A 21,221-nucleotide genomic window follows, 5' to 3' on the forward strand; every position below is an offset into this window, starting at 1 on the left:
ATAAAGAATGAGAATATTAGGACTCGATTTAGGAACCAAAACACTCGGTGTTGCTCTGAGCGACGAAATGGGCTGGACTGCTCAAGGCATTGAGACCATAAAGATTAATGAAGCTGAAGGCGATTATGGTTTATCACGTTTATCTGATCTGATTCAGGAGTATACTATAGATAAAATCGTGCTCGGCTTTCCTAAAAATATGAATGGAACAGTCGGCCCGAGAGGCGAAGCCAGCCAAACATTTGCGAAAATCCTTGAAACAACGTACAATGTTCCTGTTGTGCTGTGGGACGAGCGTCTTACCACAATGGCGGCTGAAAAAATGCTGATTGCCGCTGATGTCAGCAGGCAAAAACGAAAAAAAGTCATTGATAAAATGGCGGCTGTTATGATTTTGCAAGGATATCTTGACAGCTTAAATTAAAGCCAGAGGTGAAGAAAATGGAACACGGCGAAAATAATATTACAATTGTTGACGATCAAGGAAATGAACAGCTTTGTGAAGTGCTGTTTACATTTGAAAACGAAGAGTTTGGCAAGTCTTATGTGCTGTACTACCCAATGGAAGCAAAAGATGATGAAGAAGTAGAAATTCTTGCTTCCAGTTTCACGCCAAACGAAGACGGTGAAAACGGTGAGCTATATCCGATCGAAACTGACGAAGAATGGGATATGATTGAAGAAACCCTTAACACATTCTTAGCGGACGAAGACGAAGAATAAAACACCGCGTCCAAAGCCGGAGCCATAATGCTCCGGCTTCAGATTGTTGACAAAGTCATAAAACGGTTTTCGTTTTATGACTTTGTCATCTTTTCAGCGTGATTGAAAACCCTTGAAGTCTAGGAAGGGCGAGCATCGGAGCACAGCGAATGTAGGGATTCGTGAGCACCGACGCGCAGGCCTGACAACGAATGCGAGGGTTTGTCGACACGCTGAAAGCCGGAGCATAATGCTCCGGCTTTTTCTCTGCTGTATGAAGGGCTTGTTCACCCTTGTTTTGTAATAAATTGCCGAAATCCAATGAATCATGTAGTATAAGACCTGATGGGAGGGGACCTAATGTATATCAATCGGCAAAAAAAATCATTTTTCAATAAAAAAACAATCATACTGTCTTCCATTATTGTGCTGCTTCTCATCATTGGCGGGGCATTTTTATATGAGAAAACAATGCTGGAACCTGTTGAAAAAGACAGCAAAGCGACAGTGGACATCAACATTCCGAGCGGCTCGTCTGTTTCGGCCATCGCATCGATATTAAAGAAAAACGACGTCATAAAAAGCGAGAAGGCATTTCAGTATTATGTAAAATTTAAAGGCGCTTCCGGATTTCAGGCGGGATTTTACCATTTGAATAAAGGAATGGATGTAGATGCCATTATTCATAAGCTGACAAGCGGGGCTACAAGCTATGCCTTTCAGATTACAGTAACTGAGGGAGCACAGCTGACACAAATCGCGGCCGCTATTGCCGATGAAACGAAATACTCAAAAAAACAAGTCATGGCGAAGCTGGACGATGAAACATTTATTCATCAGCTGAAGAAAGAGTTTCCGGACACTGTGACAAACGATGTTTTCAATAAAAATATAAAGCATCCGCTGGAAGGGTACCTATTCCCGGCTACATACCCTTTTCATGATCCGGACACGTCACTTGAAGACATGATTACGGCAATGGTTAAACAGACAAATTCTTATGTAGAAACATATAAAGCAGAAATGAAGAAAAATAAACTTTCCGTGCATAAGCTGCTGACGATGGCTTCATTGATTGAAGAAGAAGCGACTGAAAAAGTCGATCGCCATAAAATTGCGAGCGTCTTTTATAACCGCCTGAAGAAGAAAATGCCGCTCCAAACAGATCCGACCGTACTGTACGCCGCAGGCAAGCATAAAGATCGCGTTCTTTATAAGGATCTGGAAATCGATTCACCGTACAATACGTATAAAAACCCGGGATTGACGCCAGGACCGATTGCTAACGCTGGCATGTCGTCATGGGAAGCGGCGTTGCATCCAGAGCAAACGGACTATCTGTACTTCTTGGCGAAATCAAGTGGTGAGGTCGTATTTACAAAAACGCTAAAAGAGCACAATAAAGCAAAAGAAAAATACATTTTCTCAAAAAATGAGCAATAAAAGGGGAGCAAAAAGCTCTCCTTTTGTTCGCTTTCCGCAAGGTTTTATGATAAAATATATCGGGTTGTTTACCGATGTATCATGATGTATTCAGAGAGTGTCCTGTGTAAAAAGACTGGGGCACTCCTTTTTAGAACGGGAGGCTGTTTGTAGTGACTGACCGGTATGAACGAATAAATGACTATATAGAAGCATTATTGAAGCCTCGGCCGGAAAACGTGAAGAAGCTTGAAGCATATGCAGAAGAACATCATGTCCCGATTATGGAAAAAGGGAGCATGGCGGTGCTGCTTCAAATTTTGTCTGTGAAACAGCCGAAAAAAATACTAGAAATCGGAACGGCCATTGGTTATTCCGCCATTCGAATGGCGCTGGAGCTGCCGTCTGCTGAAATATATACAATTGAACGCAATGACAAACGGCATGAAGAAGCGGTAAACAATATCAAGGAGTTTCAGCTTGATGACCGAATTCATGTTTTTTACGGAGACGCGCTTGAATTAGCCGACGCCGTTCATGTTACCGCGCCTTATGATGTCATTTTTATTGACGCTGCAAAAGGCCAGTATCAAAACTTTTTTCATTTATATGAACCGATGCTTTCACCGGACGGGGTGCTGTTAACAGACAACGTGCTGTTTAAAGGTCTGGTGGCAGAGGATTACAGCAAAATAGAACCGAAAAGAAGGCGCAGGCTGATAACAAAAATTGATGAATATAACCATTGGCTGATGAATCATCCCGATTATCAAACTGCGATTATTCCTGTCGGGGACGGACTTGCGATTAGTAAAAAGAAGAGGTGAATGTCATGAAAAAACCAGAGCTCTTAGTGACGCCGACGAGTGCGGCGGACATTTTGCCGCTGATACAGGCGGGGGCAACTGCGTTTTTAGTTGGGGAACAGAAATACGGCTTGAGATTAGCGGGGGAATTTTCTCGTGATGATGTAACAAAAACGGTTGAAATTGCACACAAAGAAGGAGCAAAAGTATACGTTGCCGTAAATGCCATTTTTCATAACGATAAAGTGGGAGAGCTTGGCGAATATCTGGCTTTCTTAGCGGAAACCGGTGTCGATGCAGCGGTATTCGGCGATCCTGCCGTGCTGATGGCTGCCCGTGAATCTGCGCCCGGCCTAAAGCTTCATTGGAGCACAGAAACGACAGGCACCAACTACTATACATGCAACTACTGGGGACGAAAAGGCGCGGCGCGTTCTGTGCTTGCCAGAGAGTTAAACATGGACAGCATTGTGGAGATCAAAGAAAACGCTGAAGTTGAAATTGAAATCCACGTGCATGGAATGACGTGCATGTTCCAATCAAAGCGTTCTTTAATTGGCAACTATTTTGAATACCAAGGCAAAGTCATGGACATTGAAGGAAAGAAAAAAGAATCAGGCTTGTTCTTGCACGATAAAGAACGTGATAATAAATACCCGATTTTCGAAGATGAAAACGGCACGCACATCATGAGCCCGAACGATGTGTGCATTATTGATGAACTTGAGGAATTGATAGATGCCGGCATTGATTCTTTCAAAATCGACGGTGTCCTGAAATCGCCGGAATACTTAATTGAAGTCACCAACATGTACAGAGAAGCCATTGATCTGTGTGTGGAAAACCGTGACGAATATGAAGCGAAAAAAGAAGACTGGATCGAACGCATTGAAAGCATCCAGCCAGTTAACAGAAAAATCGATACCGGATTCTTCTTTAAAGAAACGGTTTATTAATGAAAAGGAGGTTAAGCTATGACTGCCGTAAATGATAAAATATCCAAAATCGTCAATGGTAAGCGTGTAATTACAAAAAAGCCGGAGCTTCTCGCACCCGCCGGTAATCTTGAAAAACTGAAAATCGCTGTTCATTACGGAGCGGACGCGGTCTTTATTGGAGGACAGGAATACGGTCTGCGCTCAAATGCCGATAACTTTACAATCGAAGAAATTGCAGAAGGCGTTGAATTCGCAAAACAATATGGCGCGAAGATCTACGTAACGACAAACATTTTTGCCCATAATGAAAACATGGACGGGCTTGAAGAATACTTGAAAGCACTTGGAGATGCCAACGTTGCCGGCATTATTGTGGCAGATCCGCTGATCATCGAAACATGCCGCAGAGTGGCCCCGAATGTTGAGGTGCACTTGAGCACGCAGCAGTCTCTTTCAAACTGGAAGGCTGTCCAGTTCTGGAAGGAAGAAGGTCTGGACCGCGTCGTGCTGGCACGTGAAACAAGCGCTCTTGAAATCAGAGAAATGAAAGAAAAGGTAGATATCGAAATCGAATCCTTTATTCACGGCGCGATGTGTATCGCATATTCCGGCCGCTGCGTGTTGAGCAATCACATGACGGCGCGGGATTCCAACCGCGGAGGCTGCTGCCAGTCATGCCGCTGGGATTATGATTTGTATCAAACTGACGGTGCCAATGCCGTTGCTTTGTATGGTGAAGAAGATGCGCCATTTGCGATGAGCCCGAAAGATTTGAAGCTGATTGAATCCATTCCGAAAATGATCGAAATGGGCATCGACAGCTTAAAGATTGAAGGACGCATGAAATCCATTCACTATGTAGCAACAGTTGTCAGCGTATACCGAAAAGTCATCGACGCTTATTGCGCTGATCCGGATCACTTTGTGATTCAAAAAGAATGGCTTGAAGAGCTTGATAAGTGCGCCAACCGGGACACTGCGACAGCTTTCTTTGAAGGAACGCCAGGCTATGAAGAGCAAATGTTCGGCGAGCACGGCAAAAAAACGACGTTTGATTTTGTCGGCTTAGTGCTGAATTATGATGAAGACACACAAATGGTTACGCTCCAACAGCGCAATTTCTTCAAAAAAGGCGACGAAGTGGAATTTTTCGGTCCGGAAATCGACAACTTTACACATACGATTGAAACCATTTGGGACGAAGACGGTAATGAGCTAGATGCTGCCCGCCATCCCCTGCAAATTGTCAAATTCAAACTAGACAAAAAGATTTATCCGAGCAACATGATGAGAAAGGGGAAGTAACAACCCATGGGTAAGAATCCAGTAGTCATTGGAATCGCAGGAGGTTCCGGTTCAGGAAAAACGAGTGTCACACGGTCTATTTATGAACAATTTAAAGGACACTCGATTTTAATGATCCAGCAAGACCTTTATTATAAAGACCAAAGCCATCTTCCATTTGAAGAAAGGCTGAACACAAACTATGATCATCCGCTTGCGTTTGATAATGACTATTTAATCGAGCATATTCAGGATCTATTGAATTACCGCGCGATTGAAAAGCCGATTTACGACTACAAGCTTCACACACGTTCAGAAGAAACGGTTCACGTAGAGCCAAAGGATGTTATTATCCTTGAAGGCATTCTTGTTCTTGAAGACAAAAGGCTCCGTGACCTGATGGATATCAAGCTTTACGTGGATACAGACGCCGACTTGCGTATCATCAGACGGATTATGAGAGATATTAATGAGCGCGGCCGCTCTATTGATTCTGTCATTGAACAGTATGTGTCAGTTGTCCGCCCGATGCATAACCAATTCGTTGAACCGACGAAACGATACGCTGATATTATTATCCCGGAAGGCGGACAGAATCACGTCGCAATTGATCTGATGGTCACGAAGATTCAGACGATACTAGAGAATAACCTGATGTAATAAGCTTTTGAAGTGGGTGGGCAAGGTCAAAAATATGATCTTGCCCATTTTTTGCCCACAGTTTTTAAGACAATGTATTTTCTTTTCATTCTATTGCTCTTTAGAACCTCGATAATAACATGAAAAAGACACAGCAATTCCTTACTGTGTCCTGTTTGAATTCTTATTGTTCTTGACTGCGAAAATTGAGGCACAAATAACACATATGATCTGTAAGATGATTCCGATCACCAATGAATAGTCAAGGACATTTTCTAATGCAAAACCTGCTATAAGAAACCCTTCGGATAAAATAATGAACAATACTACATAGTTCATCCTCAACTTCATCATTTACAGCACCTTCCTTTTTATTATTATACTATTGATCACACTTAACTTAAAACCAACTCAAGAACAAGGTTAGGAAAAGTCTTTAAAAGATTTCATTTGCAACAGCATTGAATTGAACGATTGCTTCAGTTTTGGTATCTTTCATGATGTGCGAATAAATATCTAATGTTGTTTTGGAGGAAGCATGTCCTAAACGTTTTTGAGCTTCCTTCAATTTAACTTCTGCGTCAATCAGCAGTGATGCATACGTGTGTCTTAGGTTATGGGGCGTGATCCGGGTGACATCGGATTTTTTTATATAGGTGTCTAATTTATAATTGAAATTCCGGGCAGGGATAGGGCGGCCGGTTTTGTCTGTGAACACAAAGCCTTCATCCTTATACTGGTCTCGGTTTTCCATTTTGATGTGATTCTGTATATGTTTTAGTATTCTTAATTGGTTGATGACTTGGGGCGGCACAGGAACATTTCGTATTGATGATGAAGTTTTGGGACTGAGCAATTTATAATTGTCTCTCAGACCGCCTTGCTGATACAACGTATAGCGGACTCGTATGATTGATTCCTCGAAGTCTATCTTGTCCCATTTTAAAGCTACAGCTTCACCAATTCTAAGCCCTGAATAAACGAGCAGGACAAACATTGCTAAATCTTGCGGCCGTCCTCTCCTTTTTACACATTGTAGGAATTTAGATATCTCTTCCTTCTCCCAGAATTTAATGTCTTTGAGATCCTGATCATCTGTGACTCGTTCAGCGTCTTTTGCACGAGGCAAACGAATCCCCACAAGCGGATCAAGTTTGAAGTATTGATCTCTCATAGCATTTTTAGTCATCATCTTAAAAACTTGGTGTACGCCTGTTAGCGTGTTCTTTGCATAATCAGGGGCTATGTCATTCAGAAATTTTTGATACATAGACGCATTGATGTTTTTCACCTTGATGCTTCCGATATGTTTTTTTATGATGACCATGCTATCTTTCCGGGCCTTCCACGAGCTTTCTTTTACAGTGTGTTTGTACGTGTCAAACCACAAGTCTAAATACTCTGAAATTGTAATGGAATCGTTCTTCTCATAGAATTGTTGGTCAATATTTAATTCAGCCTCTGCAGCTGCAATCATAGCTTCTTTCTTTGTTCGGAAGCCTTTTTTTGTTTTTTCTCGACGTTTTCTGGTTATAGGGTCATTGTAAGTGATTCTATATTCCCAGTTATCCCCACGCTTCCTATAACTCGCCATGGGTATTCCCTCCAAACTTTTTCTAAAATATAACTCTAATACTATTATGCAATGTTACATATTGTTTTTGTAGGAAAAAATACACGAAGTTGATACTAAGGCAGTAAATCAATAATAATTGATTCTATTAATTTTGAATTAAAATAACATATAAAATATATCTTTTTAATCAGAATTATGGTATAATAAAGAATAATAGGAAAATTATTTATATTTAAATTTTTTGTTCTTTCTTTGACTCTTTCGTCATTAATCGACAATCTTTTTTGGTTCAGTATGTTAAATTAATTTTGAAATGGTGATTATGATGAGTGAAGGTATAGTTGATGTTAGAAATCATTTAAAGCGTATAATTGAGTCTTCGGATGAAAAACAGAAAGAGATTGCCGATAAAATTGGGATTAGTGCTGCCCACTTAAGCAAGTTTTTGAATGGGCAAGAAATTTCACTTTGGATGGTGTTGGAGATAGTGCGTTATCTTGATAAGGATAACGAGGTCGATATCATGCGCCAATGCTGTCTTGAGGCGACTAAGAAGAATATAAAAACTGCTTTTGAATATGCTCATTCAAAAAGTTTGGACTCAGTCACTTGTATGTTGCTTAACAAAACATTGGACGGAAATAACAGAGAGTTAAAGGAATGGGCAATAGTCTATCAGTGGCAACTATGGTCAAAACACAATCGTGTTTATAGTGAAGTTGATTATCTTGAAATGTTGAAAGAGCTGCAACCTAATTCTGATGACTTAAAAACACTTTTGCAAATTCTTGAGATGCTTTGTTTTTATTATAGTGAGAAGTATGACTTGTCTCTGCACTACATAAGAAAAATTCACAATATGCTTCCTGAAATGAAAGATCCGTTTATTAAAAAAGCATTTTTAAGCCGCACAGATGAAGCACTCGCCAATATGTATCTTAAGTTTGAAAATGAAATAGATAAATCCAGAAGGATTGCTGAAAAGCTTATCGAAAGAAATTTTAGTGTTAATTCTGTGACTAATGGATATTTTATATTGGGTTTATCTTATTTATTTGAATCATACGAGCAAACATCAAACTTTCTCAATAAAGGAATTCAGTTAAATAACACGAAAGAAAGATATTTTGTAGCAAATGACTTACGTGAACAATTAGCGATAACAAACCTATTCTGGAACAGACCCGTACCGGAAGAATATATAGTGACTGATTTTATTAAATCTGTTGTCAATAAAGCTAATTTGAAATATTTTTATGATGACAAGTATTATTCAGCCTTAGCTTTTTATTTTGACGGGAGAAGAGAAAAGAATCAGGAGAAACTGCTGTTATCGTTACATGTTTTTGGCGAAAAGAAAGATTACTTTAGAGCAAATCTACCAAAAATGGAGTTGCTAAAATTAGGAGTTGATTATAATATATTAAAAAGGGAGGTGAAAATTGGTGAAAAAGACAATTATAGGAGTTTTGATTACTTTAGCAATAGCACTAGCATTTGTTTTTAGTGCAAATAGTACGGATGCTCCGGGTTCAAAGAGCAATATAGTCGTTCCATCAACAGAAACTAAACAACTGGCTGATCCTCCAGTTGGCATGAGCTTTAAATTAAAAAGAGAAACACCGACACAAATACCAACACCACAACCAAAAGAAGAAAAAGCTATATTTTATTAAAAAGACGCTGCCATATACATAGGCAACGTCTTTCGTGTTTTTAAAGAGGATTTCCTATTTTGACAAAATGAGAAAATAGGAAATCCTTCTCAACATATTTATTTTATAAGTGTATTCGATTATAATTAGAACGAACGTTCGTATAAGGGGTTAGTGAAAAATGAAAAAAGATGTTTCACTTGATGAACTACTGGAGAAAATTAAACAGCTGGCTGAAGATGAATCAATCGATATCTGAACTACCCTTTGATTTTCTATACGCTTTTAAGACTTCTAACATCACATTAATTTCATCATCAGAAACCTCTTTGCCTTCCATAGTTAGGTTATATTTCTTTCTAAGGTTTTCTATAGACAAGTCACGCTCGAAAGTAATTTCTCTTTCAGCTTCCGAGAATTGATCCAAGTTGTCAAGATCAGTAAAAAAGTAAGAACGATCAACAGAAAAAAATTCGGCAATCTTATCTATTGTTTTAACAGATGGATATTGCGTACCTTTTTCTAACTTAGATAAATAACCTCGTGATATTCCTATGCCTTCAGCTGCTTGAACTAAACCATAACCTTTTTCTTCACGTAATTTTTTTATATTGGCACCTATATTCTTATTCAAATAATCACCTTATTTCGCCATTTAAAAGTTTTTTATGTGTAAAATATCTAATTAGTTTTATCACCTGTATTATAGACATTATAACACCTGTGTTGACAAATAGTATACAAATTATCGTAAGAGAGGGGTTGTCAATTCCAAGATAAGGTGTTATAGTTTTCTTAGTTTCCACACAGGAAACTGATGAGAGAGGTGAATAAATGAATATCTCGAAATTCAGAAACAGAGTCAAAGCAATTCGAACGCAAAAAGGGCAGACACTCAGAGAGTTTGCAGGGTCACTTGGATTTTCAGCATCATATATTTCGAAGATTGAAAACGGGAAAGTAAACCCAAGTATTACAAGTATAGAAAAAATAGCCCGCAAATTAAATATTCCAATGAGTCATTTTTTTTAACATTTAGTTTCCTGTGAGGAAATAAAAAATACTTGGAGGAACAATATGAAAATTGAACTCGAACAATCAGATATCGAAAGAATTACAAATGATGTAATTGCAAATGTGAGTGCGGCTTTGATTCCTAAAATTCAAGAAATGATTTCGGTTTTGTCCTCTCAAGATCAACTTCTGACTAAAAAAGAAGTGTATGAGGGGATCTTGAAATGCACAGCCAGAACAGCAGAAGAATTATATTTTAGTCAGCCAGATTTTCCGGTATTTGAGCTGCCAGGGCGGCCCGGTTCAGGAAAAACACAACAGAGGTTTTCGCGGCGTGCAGTCGAGGCGTGGATTGCTCAAAAAAATTGCACTAGAGCGGAAAGGATTGGATGAAATGTTCTTAGTAAGTCATGTTTGGCAAAATAACAAATTTCATTTAGTGATCAGTGAATCTGAGTCAACTCATCAAAAAGCTTTGGATAAAATTCTTTCTCAAGACGGAAAGGTTATCCGAAGTGAAAGAGCTGACAATCTATTGGGAACAGTCATCGTTAACGGAAAGAGATCGCCCTGGCCTTTAACTAAGTCGGAAAGGATTGAACAAAATGTCTGAGGTTAAGTGGATCAAGTTAAGCACTCAGATGTTTGAGGATGAAAAAATTAAGTTAATAGAGCAAATGCCTGAATCAGATACGATTTTAATTATTTGGGTCAAATTACTTTCTCAAGCTGGGAAAACCAATGCTTCTGGATACATTTATTTAAGCGAAAACATACCTTATACAGAAGAAATGCTTGCAGCTATTTTTGGACGTCCTTTGGGTACAGTAAGGCTTGCTCTGCAAACGTTTAGACAATTTGGAATGATTGACATTACTGATGACAATTACATTTCAATTTCAAATTGGGAAAAGTATCAAAATCTTGACAGATTGGAAGAAATCAGGGAGCAAAACAGGATAAGAAAGCAGAGACAAAGGGATAAGCAAAAGCTTTTATCTGTGGATAAAAGTATGTCACGTGACGTCACGGAAAAAGTCACGCCGAGTCACGCAACAGATATAGATAAAGAATTAGATATAGATAAAGAATTAGATAAAGATATATTGTCGGGTAAACCCGACGGCGCATCTTCTTCAAAAAAAGAAAAAGAAGAGATTCCATACAAACTGATCATTGATCTATTGAATAAAGTAGCGGGTACACGATACCGGCATACTACACCTAAAACAAAAAAAGACATCAAGGCACGCTGGAACGAAGGTTTTCGCTTTGAAGATTTTAAACATGTCATTCTAGTAAAAACAGAGGAATGGCTCAATGATCCTGCTATGAATAGATTTTTACGTCCTGAAACATTGTTCGGTACAAAGTTCGAGTCTTATCTAAACCAAAAAGGAGGCTTATCACATGGAGGAAATCACAAGGGATCGGGCAGCCGCAGTCAAGGGCGAAGTATCTCGGAGGATGACATTCCTTACTGATGAGGACAGCAATCCTGTCTAGGTCATCGCATTCTGTATAAAACTGATATCACTTGAGAGGAGAAACAAATGGACAAACAAAATAACTCAACCCCTGCGGCAACAGAGGTTGGTCAAAAGCTTTTCCACTCAGTCGGTATTGCTGGTTATGAAATTAAACAGCAAAGGATCAGTGCAAATCAAACTGATAATCTAACAAGTTCCTTAAAGGTTGAATTCTTATTCATTAGTCACAATTCAAATGTTGAAAAGTTCAATAGGTTTCTAAAAGACTTAAATAAATTTATTGATGAGCAAAACCAATAAAATTATAGTCCGATTTTTGACTTAATAAACGCAGCAGCAACTTGAGACAAAGTTGGTAATGACACGCTAGCAAGTTTTGAAACCTTTTCTTTTGTGCTTTTCCAAATACCATCATCTCTAATATTGTCTAGAAATTCGTGACCAGAAAAAGAAATGGAAGATATACCGATGAATATTATCTTATCATCTGCATATTGTTTTGATCCTATTAATAACTCAGCTTCAAGGAGTTTAAGAATACAATAAAGAGTTTGATCTTCTCCATAATTTTGAAAAGTCTCAAAGGACTTGATTTGTTCTAAATAAATAGTGTCATTTAATCCGAGTTTTTTTTCGAATTCTAGCAATAATGATCGAACGCAATCATGATTTAGTTTCATAATTTCACCTCCTATCTAAACGATAGGAACATTATACCAAAAAGGAGGCTTATCACATGGAGGAAATCACAAGGAAGCGGGCAGCCGCAGTCAAGGGCGAAATATCTCGGAGGATGACATTCCATACTGATGAAGCTGGAAATCCTGTCTACTGCAATAAACATACAAGAATTATCAGCAGCGAAGAAAAGCCTTATCCTGTTCAACTGATGAAGCTGCATGACGGCTCAGTAAAATGCCCAATGTGCGAAAGGGAACAGCGCAATAAGGAGATCGAACAAGAAGCCGAGGCATGGCGCCGGCAGGTAGAGAGAAAGGTTCTTTCTACACATTCACTTATTGCTGATCCAACTCTTGTACAGGCAACATTTGAAACCTTTCACTGTTATAACAATGAGGATGCACAGAACAAACGCCGGATGTTTGAACTGGTTGATCAGATCAGAGCGGGCGTGGTCATGAACATATTTCTAACTGGCGAATCCAATGCCGGAAAGAGTCATCTGGCAATAGCAGCTCTGAAAGAACTGAACAAAAAGAGTTCAGAAGAGTATGCAAAATCAGCACTTTTCGTTAATAGTGACGCACTTATGCGGCGTATTAAAAGTTCTTTCAAAGATGATTCTGAAAAGCTTACGGAGTCCAAGGCAATCGAGCTGCTTACACGAGTCGATTACCTTGTCATTGATGACTTAGGGAGCGAAGTAGGCGACACAGATAATGAGAACAGGGCGGCGCCTGATTTCATCTCAAGAGTTTGGTATGGCGTCTCTACTGGCAGACAAGGCAAGGTGACGATAGTGACAACAAATCTTACCGGCGTTGCTTTAGCAAAGCTTTATGACAGAAAGACCGTCAACCGCCTTACAGCCCATCTTGAACAGATTGATTTTGTCGAGAAACAAAAGGACAAAGGGCGTAAGAAACCAGCTCTGCTGAATTAAAGGGGGGGAAACAAGTGGTACAAGCAGTGATGCCCGGCGTTTGGGAGCTCAAGCCAGAACGGAAGCTTACTGACGCTGAACGCAAAAAAGAGATTAATAATCTTATTGCTCACATTGATCAGAAAATAGCAGACTATCAAAACTCTAGGAGGAATGTAGTGTGAAACACGGTAAACGCCCAACACGCTCGCAAAAGGACATTATCAAGCAAAACGGTTTGAATCCAAATAACTGGCTGGTTTCTAAAAACCTGCAGCATGAGCAGAGATTGATCATTGTTCATCGGTATACCGGGACGGTAAGGAAGTGTTTGGCATGAGCGTTGCGGTTCTTGCTGATCGGTTAGAAATCGCTTTGACTGACCTTAATTTTGAATGGTCATTGGTGCAAATGCGTCAGGTTGTTGATTACTGGTACGACGGCAAATCCATTTATGACATTGCTGAGCTGCTGAACAGAAAGCCGGATGAAATCATTTTGCTGATCGTAGACTTTGCAAGAGGCCGCGTGCTTCCGCCACGTCCCTACGGGTTAAATGCGAATAAGCGAATCTCCATCAGGAGAAAGCATCTGAGAGATAAAAAAGATAATTTGCGGCGGTTCGTGCAGGATAGTCCGGTGTATATTCCATTCATCGAAAAAAACTTCGTCTGGAATGATTGGGAGATCAAGCGATTCCGTGAAATGTGGGAAGCCAATGATTCTATCATCTGGATTTCAAAGCGGCTTAATAGAGACATTGATGAAGTGATATTCCTGATCATTGATCAAGCGGGCAAAGGTTTCATTGATCCGCGGAAAAACGGACTTCTCGGAAAGGATGCGACAGAGCATGATCTTATCAGGCAGCGCCTTCCCTTTTGAGAAAGCAACCATTCACCAGCTTATGATCATTGTGCGGTATGAAGAATGCCCGGCTGACTATAAAAATGCTGCGATGCAATTATTGATCAAGAAGGGAGCGGAGACCGTTGGAATGGACAGAAGGCCAGCACTTGATTGAATGGCTCACTATTCTGGGTGGATACGGAAAAGCATTTCTGGAACGCCAGTCAGACGATGAAATTGAGACGCTTTACAATCTGCGCATCAAACAATTAAACGAAGAATAAGGAGGCGAGGGCATGACAGAAAATAAAGACTTACGTCAGCATGGGGAAGTCATTACATGGGTTATGACGGAAGAGGAGCGTTTGGAGTATATAAAAAAACATCCAATCATCCCAACAGAAGAACCACAGACGAAGCTGCAAGTTTTCCCGTTGAACGATTGGATGTGACGGCCAACTGATCAGCCGTTCCCGTATGGTAAACAATAAAAACTAGACACTTTTATTATACCATACGGGGGCGTTTACAGTGAACTGTCCAAAACATATAGAAAATCTAGAACAGTTAATTAATCAAATTGAAGATGATAAAAATTACGTCATTGTGATTGACGGAAACAATAGATCATTCAAATTAACGGAAATGCCGGAGCACGGGAAAACTATCGTGCAAACATCAAAAGGCAATCTTTCAAGAATTGATTTTGAGATCGGATATAAAATGTGACGCAGAGGGGCCAGTCCTCTCTGCGATATGGGAGGAACGGGCATGGATAAATTGCAGGAAATTAAAGCGAGTATTTCAAAACTAAAAGGCTATGAAAATGCTAAGCCAACAGATCAATATTGGATGATTAAAGAGCATATTGACTTTCTGATTGATCGGACTGAACTGTCTGTGAAGCAGCAGGAGATTATTGAGGAAAACAAGCGCCAGCAGGAAGTAACGGTTTATCAGTTCCGACAGGCTCGGGAGGAGATTCAGCATCTTAGCGGGGATAGGAAACGATACAAACAGGCATTGGAAAAGATCATTACCAATCTCAATTTTGCGATACAAGTTGCTCAAAATGTATTGGAGGGTGATGTGAAATGAATTCATATAAACAAATTTGCCCCCCGTACTGCGGTTGCATAGAAGAAGAGTGTTATGCCAACTGGGATGCGGACAGCGATGGAACTGTAACGTGTTCGAACTGCGGTAAAGATTATTATTCTATGCCACAGTATAGCTTTGAGGGTTGGCAGGTCGAAAAAATTTGTGGAGATTGCCGCGAAAAAGAAAGTGAATGCTTTTGCGAGGAGGAAGCAGAATGATTCCTTTACAAGTCGAGCTTCAGCGGGCAGTCAAAGCCACGAAAGACGAAGCAATGACAGTTGAGCAGGCTGCTGAATATTTGAAAGTGCATCCAGATTACATACCGGTGCTCGTGGCAAAGTCAGACGATCTGAAAATGATCGGTGATGAAACAATCATTGCAAAGCGTGATAAGACAAATGGCTGGCTAATCGGGGCGATGGTTTTGGTTTTATTCTTTGCAATCGCAGTCGGCTGGGAATAGGGAGAAGAGGGTAGGATTCCCGAGAATTTTACATTATCGGAGAAAAAGTATTTTGGTTTAACTCTGTGGCGGCGGGACAGAGTTATTGTCAACAATCGTTATTTAACTAGACTAATACCCAATGCTGAAAGTAAGAGAACTAATATACCCAACTCGAGAAAAGCACCCTTTAGTTTCCCTATCATTGTGTCACCTCCTTAAACAATAAAATTATAACAAAAAATAAAGGTTAAATTATGTTAAATATTGATTAAAAAGTATTTTGTTTGAATATATGCTGCCCTAAACAGGTGCATTAGTGTGCTACGGAGGAAGTAATGCATAAACAAGGGCTTCTTTACAACTTTAACAAGGCAGTTATTACAGAAATTCAAATTTGGCCTTTATCAACGTTGTACGCCCCTTTGTTGGCATTGTTTGATATAAATATGTATAGTGTGACGATAAGAAATTGAAAAGGGGTAGGAATTAAATGACTGCTGAAGTTTATGAAGATGCGAAAATTGAAACAATAGCCTGTTATTCTAAATGCAAGAATTATAGATTTTATTTAAAAAAAACTTTAAATTATGAACCGCTAGAAGCGAAGAAATATAACCTTGATAAAAACATAACTTTCATTCTGCTAAACCCAAATATAGCGGGTGCTTTAATTACAGATAGAACAGTAATGAATGCTACAAATTACGCCGTTGAAGAAGGATATGGTTCGATAACCTTTTTAAACCTGTTTCCATATAAAAGTTTAAGACCAAAAAAGCTGGTCAAAAACTCGGAAATATATATTAAGAAAAATCGATTCTATATTAAAAAGCTGTGCATTGAAGCTGATTTAATCATAATTGGATGGGGAGCAAGGGGAGAATATAAAAAAGAGAAAAAAGAAGTTTTTGAGATTCTGAAAGAAATTAATAAGGATAATGTTGATGTGTTGAAATGCTTTGAGATTAACACGGAGAAGCTAAAAAAGTTAAAAGATACCGAGAAAATAAAACCGACGGAATTAAAAATATTGAACGATCCACCAAATCCTCCATTACATCTTAGAAATTATAATAAAGATTTATGGAAGTTAACAACTTACAAATATGATTTAGAACAAAACAATAAAAGCAATTAAGTCCAAGATGGAGACGCCTGCGGACACTAATCACTGTACAGAGAAATCTGTACTTGGTTGGTGTCCGTTTTTTATTTGAGCGGAGGGACATCATGAAGAAGAGGAAGAAAAAGCCCAATAAAAACGAGCAGGAGCGTTCTGAACGGTTTTGGCGGCAAATGATGGGCCTAATATAGGAAAACATTGGAAAGAGGCAAAGGCGGGGCTTTAAGACGCAAATAAACGGGAGGGTAAAAATATGAATCAATTAACATTAAACATTCCTCAGATTGACGAAGAAGCGACTAAATTAAAAGCAGAGAAGCTGCTGGATCAATACCGGTTATATCTCTTACAGGTACCAGATGATTTTTTGCCAAAAGTTACACCTACTTACAGCATTGTTCCGCCAAGTATCACGAATGAGTTTCATTCCTCAACAGAAGAGGCAGCATTAAAGCGTCTTGATTGGGAGATTCAGCGTGACAAATTCTTAAAAAGGATTCAAAGGGCTGTTAACCGGCTTTCTCAAAGAGAACGGCAGATCATTGTCATGCTCTATATGAAGCAGGAAGAAATGTACGATTATGAAGTGTATGCAGAAATGGGTCTGAGCCAGCGAAGCTATTATCGTGTGAAAGTAAAAGCTCTCTACCGGCTGGCATTTGCTCTAAGAGAAGAAGTCTACAAGAAAGGGGCAGCTTCTTAATGAATTTTGTTCAGCCTATACGTGATCCGGAATGTATCTTCTACATCAAGAGGTTTTTAAAAGAGCAAAACATGAGGAATTACATGCTATTTGTGACCGGTATCAATTCAGGGCTCCGCATATCGGATATTCTGCAGCTGAGAGTAAGAGACGCTAAACGGCCATACTTCAATCTCATAGAAAAGAAAACGAAAAAGAAAAAGAGAATCGACATGACACCAGCTCTTCAAAGAGAATTTAAAGCCTATATCGAAGGGAAAGAGGATCATGAGTTTCTCTTTAAAAGCCGTGAAGGGATTAACAAGCCAATATCCCGGTCGATGGCATACAAGATTCTCAGGGTGGCTGCTGAGTATGTAGGTTTAGACGATATTGGAACCCATACATTGAGGAAAACATTTGGTTATCACTTTTACAAACAAACAAAGGACGTTGCCATGCTGCAGGAGATATTTAATCACTCAGACCAACGGACAACCCTGCGGTATATTGGAATCAATCAAGACGCCATGAACAACGCTATGAAGAAATTCAAAATATAACCAGGCTCATCCAAAACAACAAGGATGGGCCTTTTTCTTTGCATTTTTCGTCAATTCCTCAAAAATAACAGGCGTGTAATTCATTTTAGGGGTATTGGTTAAAAACAGAGAGGACAAGGGGTTGGCTCAGTTCGACGGGTTGCACAGTATAAAACATATGGGTAATTGGTATAGATTATGAATTGGAAATATATTAAAATTAAAAGGGGGTGTAGTATGGAAAATATACATGAAAAAATGGATGAAGCATTGCTTGAAATTCTAAAAGATTTGGTATCTAGATCAACTATAAAAAAATTTAATAGAGATTCTAGAAAGATTTATAAACTGCTATTGTGTGGGGTATTTGGTGAGATTATTCATAATGGGGCATTCTATAGAACAGATTGTTATAAGTTAGCTTATGATATGAATGAAAAGTACGACTACTGCAACCGAGTTGCAACAGTAGAGATGTATGAAGAGTTGTTAGAAAAAATAGATAGCTCTTTTTACTTTTTTGATTTGAGAGATAGTAATTATGTAAATGAAGTTACTGGATTTTTAAGAAGGTTTATAAATGAATCTATCGCTAAGAAAAAAAGACTTTATTTATATTCAGAAGTTGAAAATTTATATGACTTTAAACTTCTTTATTCAGGGCAATATCAATTAAAGAGTCATCATTGGATTGACATAAATATATATCATTTTGCTACCCCTACACTTCCTGAATACTATAATTATATCGATTTGATAAATTCATGGAATGACTTTGTCAATAAAAGTTCTAAGTTTAGGGAAATTCATTTTTCAATGGAAAAAGAAGAAAAAAGGGGAGAAATAAAAGAACTTGAATACAGCATAAATTCAAATTCAAGATTTTTAATTATTTTAGCTATAACTTTTGTGGAATCCTACCTTTATTATTATTTTTATAATATAAAGGCAGATGAATCTAAGAATGGAAATGAGAAGGTTGCTGGCTTTTTAAAAAAAAGTAAGGTAGACGATACTGATATAATCAAAAAATTAATATTCAAGTTGCATAATGAAATAGCTCAGGATGAAGAAGTCAAAACACTTTTCAATAGATACACAAAACACAATAATTTAAGGAATAGATTCGTTCATGCATCTGCGTTTATAGATGAATCAAATCAAATGTCCCAGTTGCAACCGTTACTGAATTTAACACAAGACAAAGTATGTAGTATTTGTCAGGATTGTGTTGATTTTGTTGTGGCAATAGATGAAAAATTACCTGAAGATGAACGTCTTTTGTTTTGGTGGGATCAATATCAAACACCTAACTTTAAAAAAATGCAGCATATAAGTACACTCAACAAGAACAAAATGTAAATGGCATAAATGTGGCAGGATAACGGCACAACATTTTGTTTTCCATGATGTAATATGGTAATAGATAATAAAAGTAAAATATATAAAGGCTTTGTCGGAATAGAAAGGGTGTCGTAATAGTGAATTGGGATTTTTTGAGGTTTATTATTATTCCAATAATTGTGGTCATATTAACTGCAGCCTTAAGTCATATCCTAACAACTAAGGCTGAGACGAAAAGAAGAATTTTTGACAAAAAATATGATTTGTATTTGGAGTTCGTTCAGATAATATCTTCATCTGTAAGAGCGCAAGCTTCTGATAAGATGGCCCTGGCCAGTGATTTACTTGCAATAAAAATGAAAGTAACTTTAATTTGTAACAAAGAAATTATTGATTTGTTTCTAAACATTGGTGAATTGGATCTAAGTGATACTAAAAAGTTGCGATTATTTTATGATGTTATGTTACTAATGAGAAAAGAACTTGGTTTAAGCAATGATTCACTTGATATACAACAGCTTGATAGATTATTAAACAATAAAGCAAAAAACTCTTTATGAAAGTTTGTGGTGCAAAAAAAGCGTACCTTTGAATGAAGTGACCCCCTAAAGTTAGACACGGGTTTTCATTAGGCAGTTTTTGAGGCATGAGTTCGGTATTGTACCGGACTCATGCCTTTTAGTTTTGCCTTTATTCGTTTTTGATTGTAGTAGTCAATATATCGTTCAAGTTCTTGCTTTAAGTGTTCGATACTTTCAAATTCTTTTAGGTACAGAAATTCAGACTTTAGGATGCCGAAGAAATTCTCGATCACTGCGTTATCGTAACAGTTGCCTTTTCGGGACATGCTTTGTGTAATCCCGCGTTCTTTTAAGGCTTGCCTATAATGCTTCATTTGGTAATGCCAGCCTTGGTCGGAATGCATAATGGGCTTGTCCCCATCTTTCAAATGCTTGAATGCCTGATCAAGCATCACCGAAACAAGAGAATAAACAGGCCTTAAACCAATCGTATAGGTAATGATCTCACCATTAAACAGATCTAATACGGGCGATACGTACAGCTTCTGCCCAAATAATTTGAACTCCGTCATGTCCTTGACCCATTTTTCATTTGGCTTTTCAGCTTTAAAGTTGCGCGCTAGAATGTTAGGCGCCACTTTGCCGGTTGTTCCTTTATATGAACGATATTTCTTCTTTCGAATCATACATTTTAGTCCGAGGGCTTTCATGATGCGCTGCACCTTCTTGTGATTGACCTTTCGTCCCCGATTCTTTAGTTCATCACGAATACGGCGGTATCCATACCGGCCTTGATGTTCTTTAAAAATAAGCTGAACCATCTTTTTTATGTCGGCATCTCGATCAGGGCGATCAAAATGCTTTACGCAGTAATAGTAGGTGCTGCGTGGGATACCTGCGAGCCTGAGAAGTGCTTTCACCGGATACTTATGCCTTAAATCATAGACTACTTGCGCTTTGTCTTGTTTGGTGATTGTTCCTTGTTTTGAACTAAGGCATTCAACTTTTTTAAATACTCATTCTCCATACGCAACCGTTCGTTTTCCGCCTGTAATGCTTCTATTGATCCTATAGCTGGTGCTTGCTTTCCTGTTTTCTTTTTCATGGACGGACGCCCCTTTTTCTTTGTTTTGAGGGCGTCTGCTCCTTGTGTTTGTACTACGTGCTGCCAGTTCCAAAGCGTTGAGTCAGAAGGCAAATTAAATATCGCAGCTGTTTCTAAGATAGACGTCCCATGTTCATTCATATAGTCAAGTACGTCTAGTTTATATTGGACTGGATAATTTGTATATGACTTTAAGAACGCTTTTTCACTGTGATATTGATATTTTCTCACCCAATATTGGAGTACCCTTTTATGCACTCCAATATGATTTGCGATCCCAAGCAAACTCTCGTTGCCGTTTATATAGCGTAAGACCGCGTTGATTTTTTCTTCGTTTTTAAATTTAGCCAAAAGAAAAAGCACCTCCAAATTTTAGACTG

32 protein-coding genes are annotated in these 21,221 nt (G+C 38.6%); 28 read left to right on the top strand and 4 right to left on the bottom strand.

The window, feature by feature from the left end; all coding sequences use genetic code 11:
• Nucleotides 1-7: 7 nt before the first annotated feature.
• The 7 genes from ruvX (at nucleotide 8) to udk (ending at nucleotide 5,812) form a co-directional block, all read left to right on the top strand.
• Nucleotides 8-424: a Holliday junction resolvase RuvX gene (gene ruvX / locus BV11031_RS04330; RefSeq protein ID WP_010330991.1), complete on the top strand. Its 417-nt coding sequence runs from the start codon at nucleotides 8-10 to the stop codon at nucleotides 422-424.
• Between the two features lie 17 nt (nucleotides 425-441).
• On the top strand, nucleotides 442-723 hold the full coding sequence (locus BV11031_RS04335) for a DUF1292 domain-containing protein (protein ID WP_010330990.1): 282 nt from the start codon (nucleotides 442-444) through the stop codon (nucleotides 721-723).
• Nucleotides 724-1,062: 339 nt separating this feature from the next.
• Complete coding sequence (mltG, locus tag BV11031_RS04340; protein ID WP_010330989.1) at nucleotides 1,063-2,145, top strand: endolytic transglycosylase MltG; 1,083 nt, start codon at nucleotides 1,063-1,065, stop codon at nucleotides 2,143-2,145.
• 152 nt (nucleotides 2,146-2,297) lie between these two features.
• Nucleotides 2,298-2,951 (top strand): O-methyltransferase, encoded by a 654-nt coding sequence (locus BV11031_RS04345; protein ID WP_010330988.1) that lies wholly within the window; start codon nucleotides 2,298-2,300, stop codon nucleotides 2,949-2,951.
• Nucleotides 2,952-2,956: 5 nt separating this feature from the next.
• Nucleotides 2,957-3,886 (top strand): peptidase U32 family protein, encoded by a 930-nt coding sequence (locus BV11031_RS04350; protein ID WP_010330987.1) that lies wholly within the window; start codon nucleotides 2,957-2,959, stop codon nucleotides 3,884-3,886.
• 18 nt (nucleotides 3,887-3,904) lie between these two features.
• Nucleotides 3,905-5,173 (top strand): peptidase U32 family protein, encoded by a 1,269-nt coding sequence (locus BV11031_RS04355; protein WP_010330986.1) that lies wholly within the window; start codon nucleotides 3,905-3,907, stop codon nucleotides 5,171-5,173.
• 6 nt (nucleotides 5,174-5,179) lie between these two features.
• Nucleotides 5,180-5,812 (top strand): uridine kinase, encoded by a 633-nt coding sequence (gene udk, locus BV11031_RS04360; protein ID WP_010330985.1) that lies wholly within the window; start codon nucleotides 5,180-5,182, stop codon nucleotides 5,810-5,812.
• 415 nt (nucleotides 5,813-6,227) lie between these two features.
• Here udk and BV11031_RS04370 read toward each other — a convergent pair whose 3' ends face one another.
• A complete protein-coding gene (locus tag BV11031_RS04370; protein ID WP_010330983.1) occupies nucleotides 6,228-7,385 on the bottom strand; it encodes a tyrosine-type recombinase/integrase in 1,158 nt (385 codons plus the stop codon).
• Nucleotides 7,386-7,689: 304 nt separating this feature from the next.
• Here BV11031_RS04370 and BV11031_RS04375 point away from each other — a divergent pair, with 304 nt between their 5' ends.
• Nucleotides 7,690-8,874: an AimR family lysis-lysogeny pheromone receptor gene (locus BV11031_RS04375; protein WP_244215806.1), complete on the top strand. Its 1,185-nt coding sequence runs from the start codon at nucleotides 7,690-7,692 to the stop codon at nucleotides 8,872-8,874.
• The gene (locus BV11031_RS04380; RefSeq protein ID WP_128568262.1) at nucleotides 8,813-9,043 is read left to right on the top strand and encodes a hypothetical protein; all 231 of its coding nucleotides are present in this window, start codon (nucleotides 8,813-8,815) and stop codon (nucleotides 9,041-9,043) included. The genes BV11031_RS04375 and BV11031_RS04380 overlap by 62 nt, the downstream gene beginning before the upstream one ends.
• A 223-nt stretch (nucleotides 9,044-9,266) precedes the next feature.
• Here BV11031_RS04380 and BV11031_RS04385 read toward each other — a convergent pair whose 3' ends face one another.
• Complete coding sequence (locus BV11031_RS04385) at nucleotides 9,267-9,656, bottom strand: helix-turn-helix domain-containing protein (protein WP_129550689.1); 390 nt, start codon at nucleotides 9,654-9,656, stop codon at nucleotides 9,267-9,269.
• 200 nt (nucleotides 9,657-9,856) lie between these two features.
• Between BV11031_RS04385 and BV11031_RS04390 the strand changes: the two genes are divergently transcribed.
• The 4 genes from BV11031_RS04390 (at nucleotide 9,857) to BV11031_RS04410 (ending at nucleotide 11,826) form a co-directional block, all read left to right on the top strand.
• The gene (locus BV11031_RS04390) at nucleotides 9,857-10,054 is read left to right on the top strand and encodes a helix-turn-helix domain-containing protein (protein ID WP_010330981.1); all 198 of its coding nucleotides are present in this window, start codon (nucleotides 9,857-9,859) and stop codon (nucleotides 10,052-10,054) included.
• Nucleotides 10,055-10,099: 45 nt separating this feature from the next.
• A complete protein-coding gene (locus BV11031_RS04395) occupies nucleotides 10,100-10,429 on the top strand; it encodes a hypothetical protein (protein WP_003237453.1) in 330 nt (109 codons plus the stop codon).
• Nucleotides 10,430-10,641: 212 nt separating this feature from the next.
• A complete protein-coding gene (locus tag BV11031_RS04405; protein ID WP_010330979.1) occupies nucleotides 10,642-11,520 on the top strand; it encodes a phage replisome organizer N-terminal domain-containing protein in 879 nt (292 codons plus the stop codon).
• A gap of 69 nt (nucleotides 11,521-11,589) precedes the next feature.
• The gene (locus tag BV11031_RS04410; protein ID WP_010330978.1) at nucleotides 11,590-11,826 is read left to right on the top strand and encodes a hypothetical protein; all 237 of its coding nucleotides are present in this window, start codon (nucleotides 11,590-11,592) and stop codon (nucleotides 11,824-11,826) included.
• A 2-nt stretch (nucleotides 11,827-11,828) separates the two neighbouring features.
• On the opposite strand, the gene BV11031_RS04415 is transcribed toward BV11031_RS04410, so the two are convergent.
• A complete protein-coding gene (locus tag BV11031_RS04415) occupies nucleotides 11,829-12,206 on the bottom strand; it encodes a DUF2513 domain-containing protein (RefSeq protein WP_010330977.1) in 378 nt (125 codons plus the stop codon).
• Between the two features lie 113 nt (nucleotides 12,207-12,319).
• On the opposite strand from BV11031_RS04415, the gene BV11031_RS04425 reads away from it, so the two are divergent.
• The 15 genes from BV11031_RS04425 to BV11031_RS04480 all read left to right on the top strand — a co-directional run bounded on the left by BV11031_RS04425 (nucleotide 12,320) and on the right by BV11031_RS04480 (nucleotide 19,775).
• On the top strand, nucleotides 12,320-13,150 hold the full coding sequence (locus tag BV11031_RS04425; protein ID WP_026014560.1) for an ATP-binding protein: 831 nt from the start codon (nucleotides 12,320-12,322) through the stop codon (nucleotides 13,148-13,150).
• Between the two features lie 14 nt (nucleotides 13,151-13,164).
• Entirely contained in the window at nucleotides 13,165-13,314 is a 150-nt protein-coding gene (locus BV11031_RS22615) for a hypothetical protein (RefSeq protein ID WP_010330975.1), read from the top strand.
• Nucleotides 13,311-13,469, top strand: coding sequence for a DUF6906 family protein (locus tag BV11031_RS22620; RefSeq protein WP_010330973.1), 159 nt, complete (start codon nucleotides 13,311-13,313; stop codon nucleotides 13,467-13,469). Before BV11031_RS22615 ends, BV11031_RS22620 begins: the two co-directional genes overlap by 4 nt.
• Complete coding sequence (locus BV11031_RS04430; protein WP_010330972.1) at nucleotides 13,466-14,014, top strand: hypothetical protein; 549 nt, start codon at nucleotides 13,466-13,468, stop codon at nucleotides 14,012-14,014. The genes BV11031_RS22620 and BV11031_RS04430 overlap by 4 nt, the downstream gene beginning before the upstream one ends.
• Nucleotides 14,015-14,121: 107 nt before the next feature.
• Nucleotides 14,122-14,262, top strand: coding sequence for a BH0509 family protein (locus BV11031_RS04435; RefSeq protein WP_128568260.1), 141 nt, complete (start codon nucleotides 14,122-14,124; stop codon nucleotides 14,260-14,262).
• Nucleotides 14,263-14,274: 12 nt separating this feature from the next.
• Nucleotides 14,275-14,430, top strand: coding sequence for a hypothetical protein (locus tag BV11031_RS22625; RefSeq protein ID WP_010330969.1), 156 nt, complete (start codon nucleotides 14,275-14,277; stop codon nucleotides 14,428-14,430).
• Between the two features lie 79 nt (nucleotides 14,431-14,509).
• Nucleotides 14,510-14,707 (top strand): XtrA/YqaO family protein, encoded by a 198-nt coding sequence (locus BV11031_RS04440; RefSeq protein WP_010330968.1) that lies wholly within the window; start codon nucleotides 14,510-14,512, stop codon nucleotides 14,705-14,707.
• Between the two features lie 42 nt (nucleotides 14,708-14,749).
• A complete protein-coding gene (locus BV11031_RS04445) occupies nucleotides 14,750-15,076 on the top strand; it encodes a VWA domain-containing protein (protein WP_010330967.1) in 327 nt (108 codons plus the stop codon).
• A complete protein-coding gene (locus BV11031_RS04450) occupies nucleotides 15,073-15,297 on the top strand; it encodes a hypothetical protein (RefSeq protein ID WP_010330965.1) in 225 nt (74 codons plus the stop codon). Before BV11031_RS04445 ends, BV11031_RS04450 begins: the two co-directional genes overlap by 4 nt.
• Entirely contained in the window at nucleotides 15,294-15,542 is a 249-nt protein-coding gene (locus BV11031_RS04455) for a hypothetical protein (RefSeq protein WP_010330964.1), read from the top strand. Before BV11031_RS04450 ends, BV11031_RS04455 begins: the two co-directional genes overlap by 4 nt.
• A 472-nt stretch (nucleotides 15,543-16,014) precedes the next feature.
• Nucleotides 16,015-16,662 (top strand): DUF1643 domain-containing protein, encoded by a 648-nt coding sequence (locus BV11031_RS04460; protein WP_129550690.1) that lies wholly within the window; start codon nucleotides 16,015-16,017, stop codon nucleotides 16,660-16,662.
• A 238-nt stretch (nucleotides 16,663-16,900) separates the two neighbouring features.
• A complete protein-coding gene (locus BV11031_RS04465) occupies nucleotides 16,901-17,350 on the top strand; it encodes an ArpU family phage packaging/lysis transcriptional regulator (protein WP_010330962.1) in 450 nt (149 codons plus the stop codon).
• Nucleotides 17,350-17,892 (top strand): tyrosine-type recombinase/integrase, encoded by a 543-nt coding sequence (locus BV11031_RS04470; protein ID WP_010330961.1) that lies wholly within the window; start codon nucleotides 17,350-17,352, stop codon nucleotides 17,890-17,892. The genes BV11031_RS04465 and BV11031_RS04470 overlap by 1 nt, the downstream gene beginning before the upstream one ends.
• Nucleotides 17,893-18,108: 216 nt before the next feature.
• Nucleotides 18,109-19,233: a hypothetical protein gene (locus tag BV11031_RS04475; protein WP_010330960.1), complete on the top strand. Its 1,125-nt coding sequence runs from the start codon at nucleotides 18,109-18,111 to the stop codon at nucleotides 19,231-19,233.
• Between the two features lie 119 nt (nucleotides 19,234-19,352).
• Complete coding sequence (locus BV11031_RS04480; protein WP_010330959.1) at nucleotides 19,353-19,775, top strand: hypothetical protein; 423 nt, start codon at nucleotides 19,353-19,355, stop codon at nucleotides 19,773-19,775.
• A 68-nt stretch (nucleotides 19,776-19,843) separates the two neighbouring features.
• Here BV11031_RS04480 and BV11031_RS04485 read toward each other — a convergent pair.
• Nucleotides 19,844-21,192, bottom strand: a protein-coding gene (locus tag BV11031_RS04485) for an IS3 family transposase (RefSeq protein ID WP_128568258.1) whose coding sequence is annotated in 2 segments (ribosomal slippage) — nucleotides 19,844-20,748 and nucleotides 20,748-21,192 — 1,350 coding nt in all. Because the reading frame shifts where the segments join, the coding sequence is not laid out codon by codon here.
• Between the last annotated feature and the right edge of the window lie 29 nt (nucleotides 21,193-21,221).

The sequence above is a fragment of the Bacillus vallismortis genome (assembly GCF_004116955.1).
GTDB lineage: Bacteria > Bacillota > Bacilli > Bacillales > Bacillaceae > Bacillus > Bacillus vallismortis.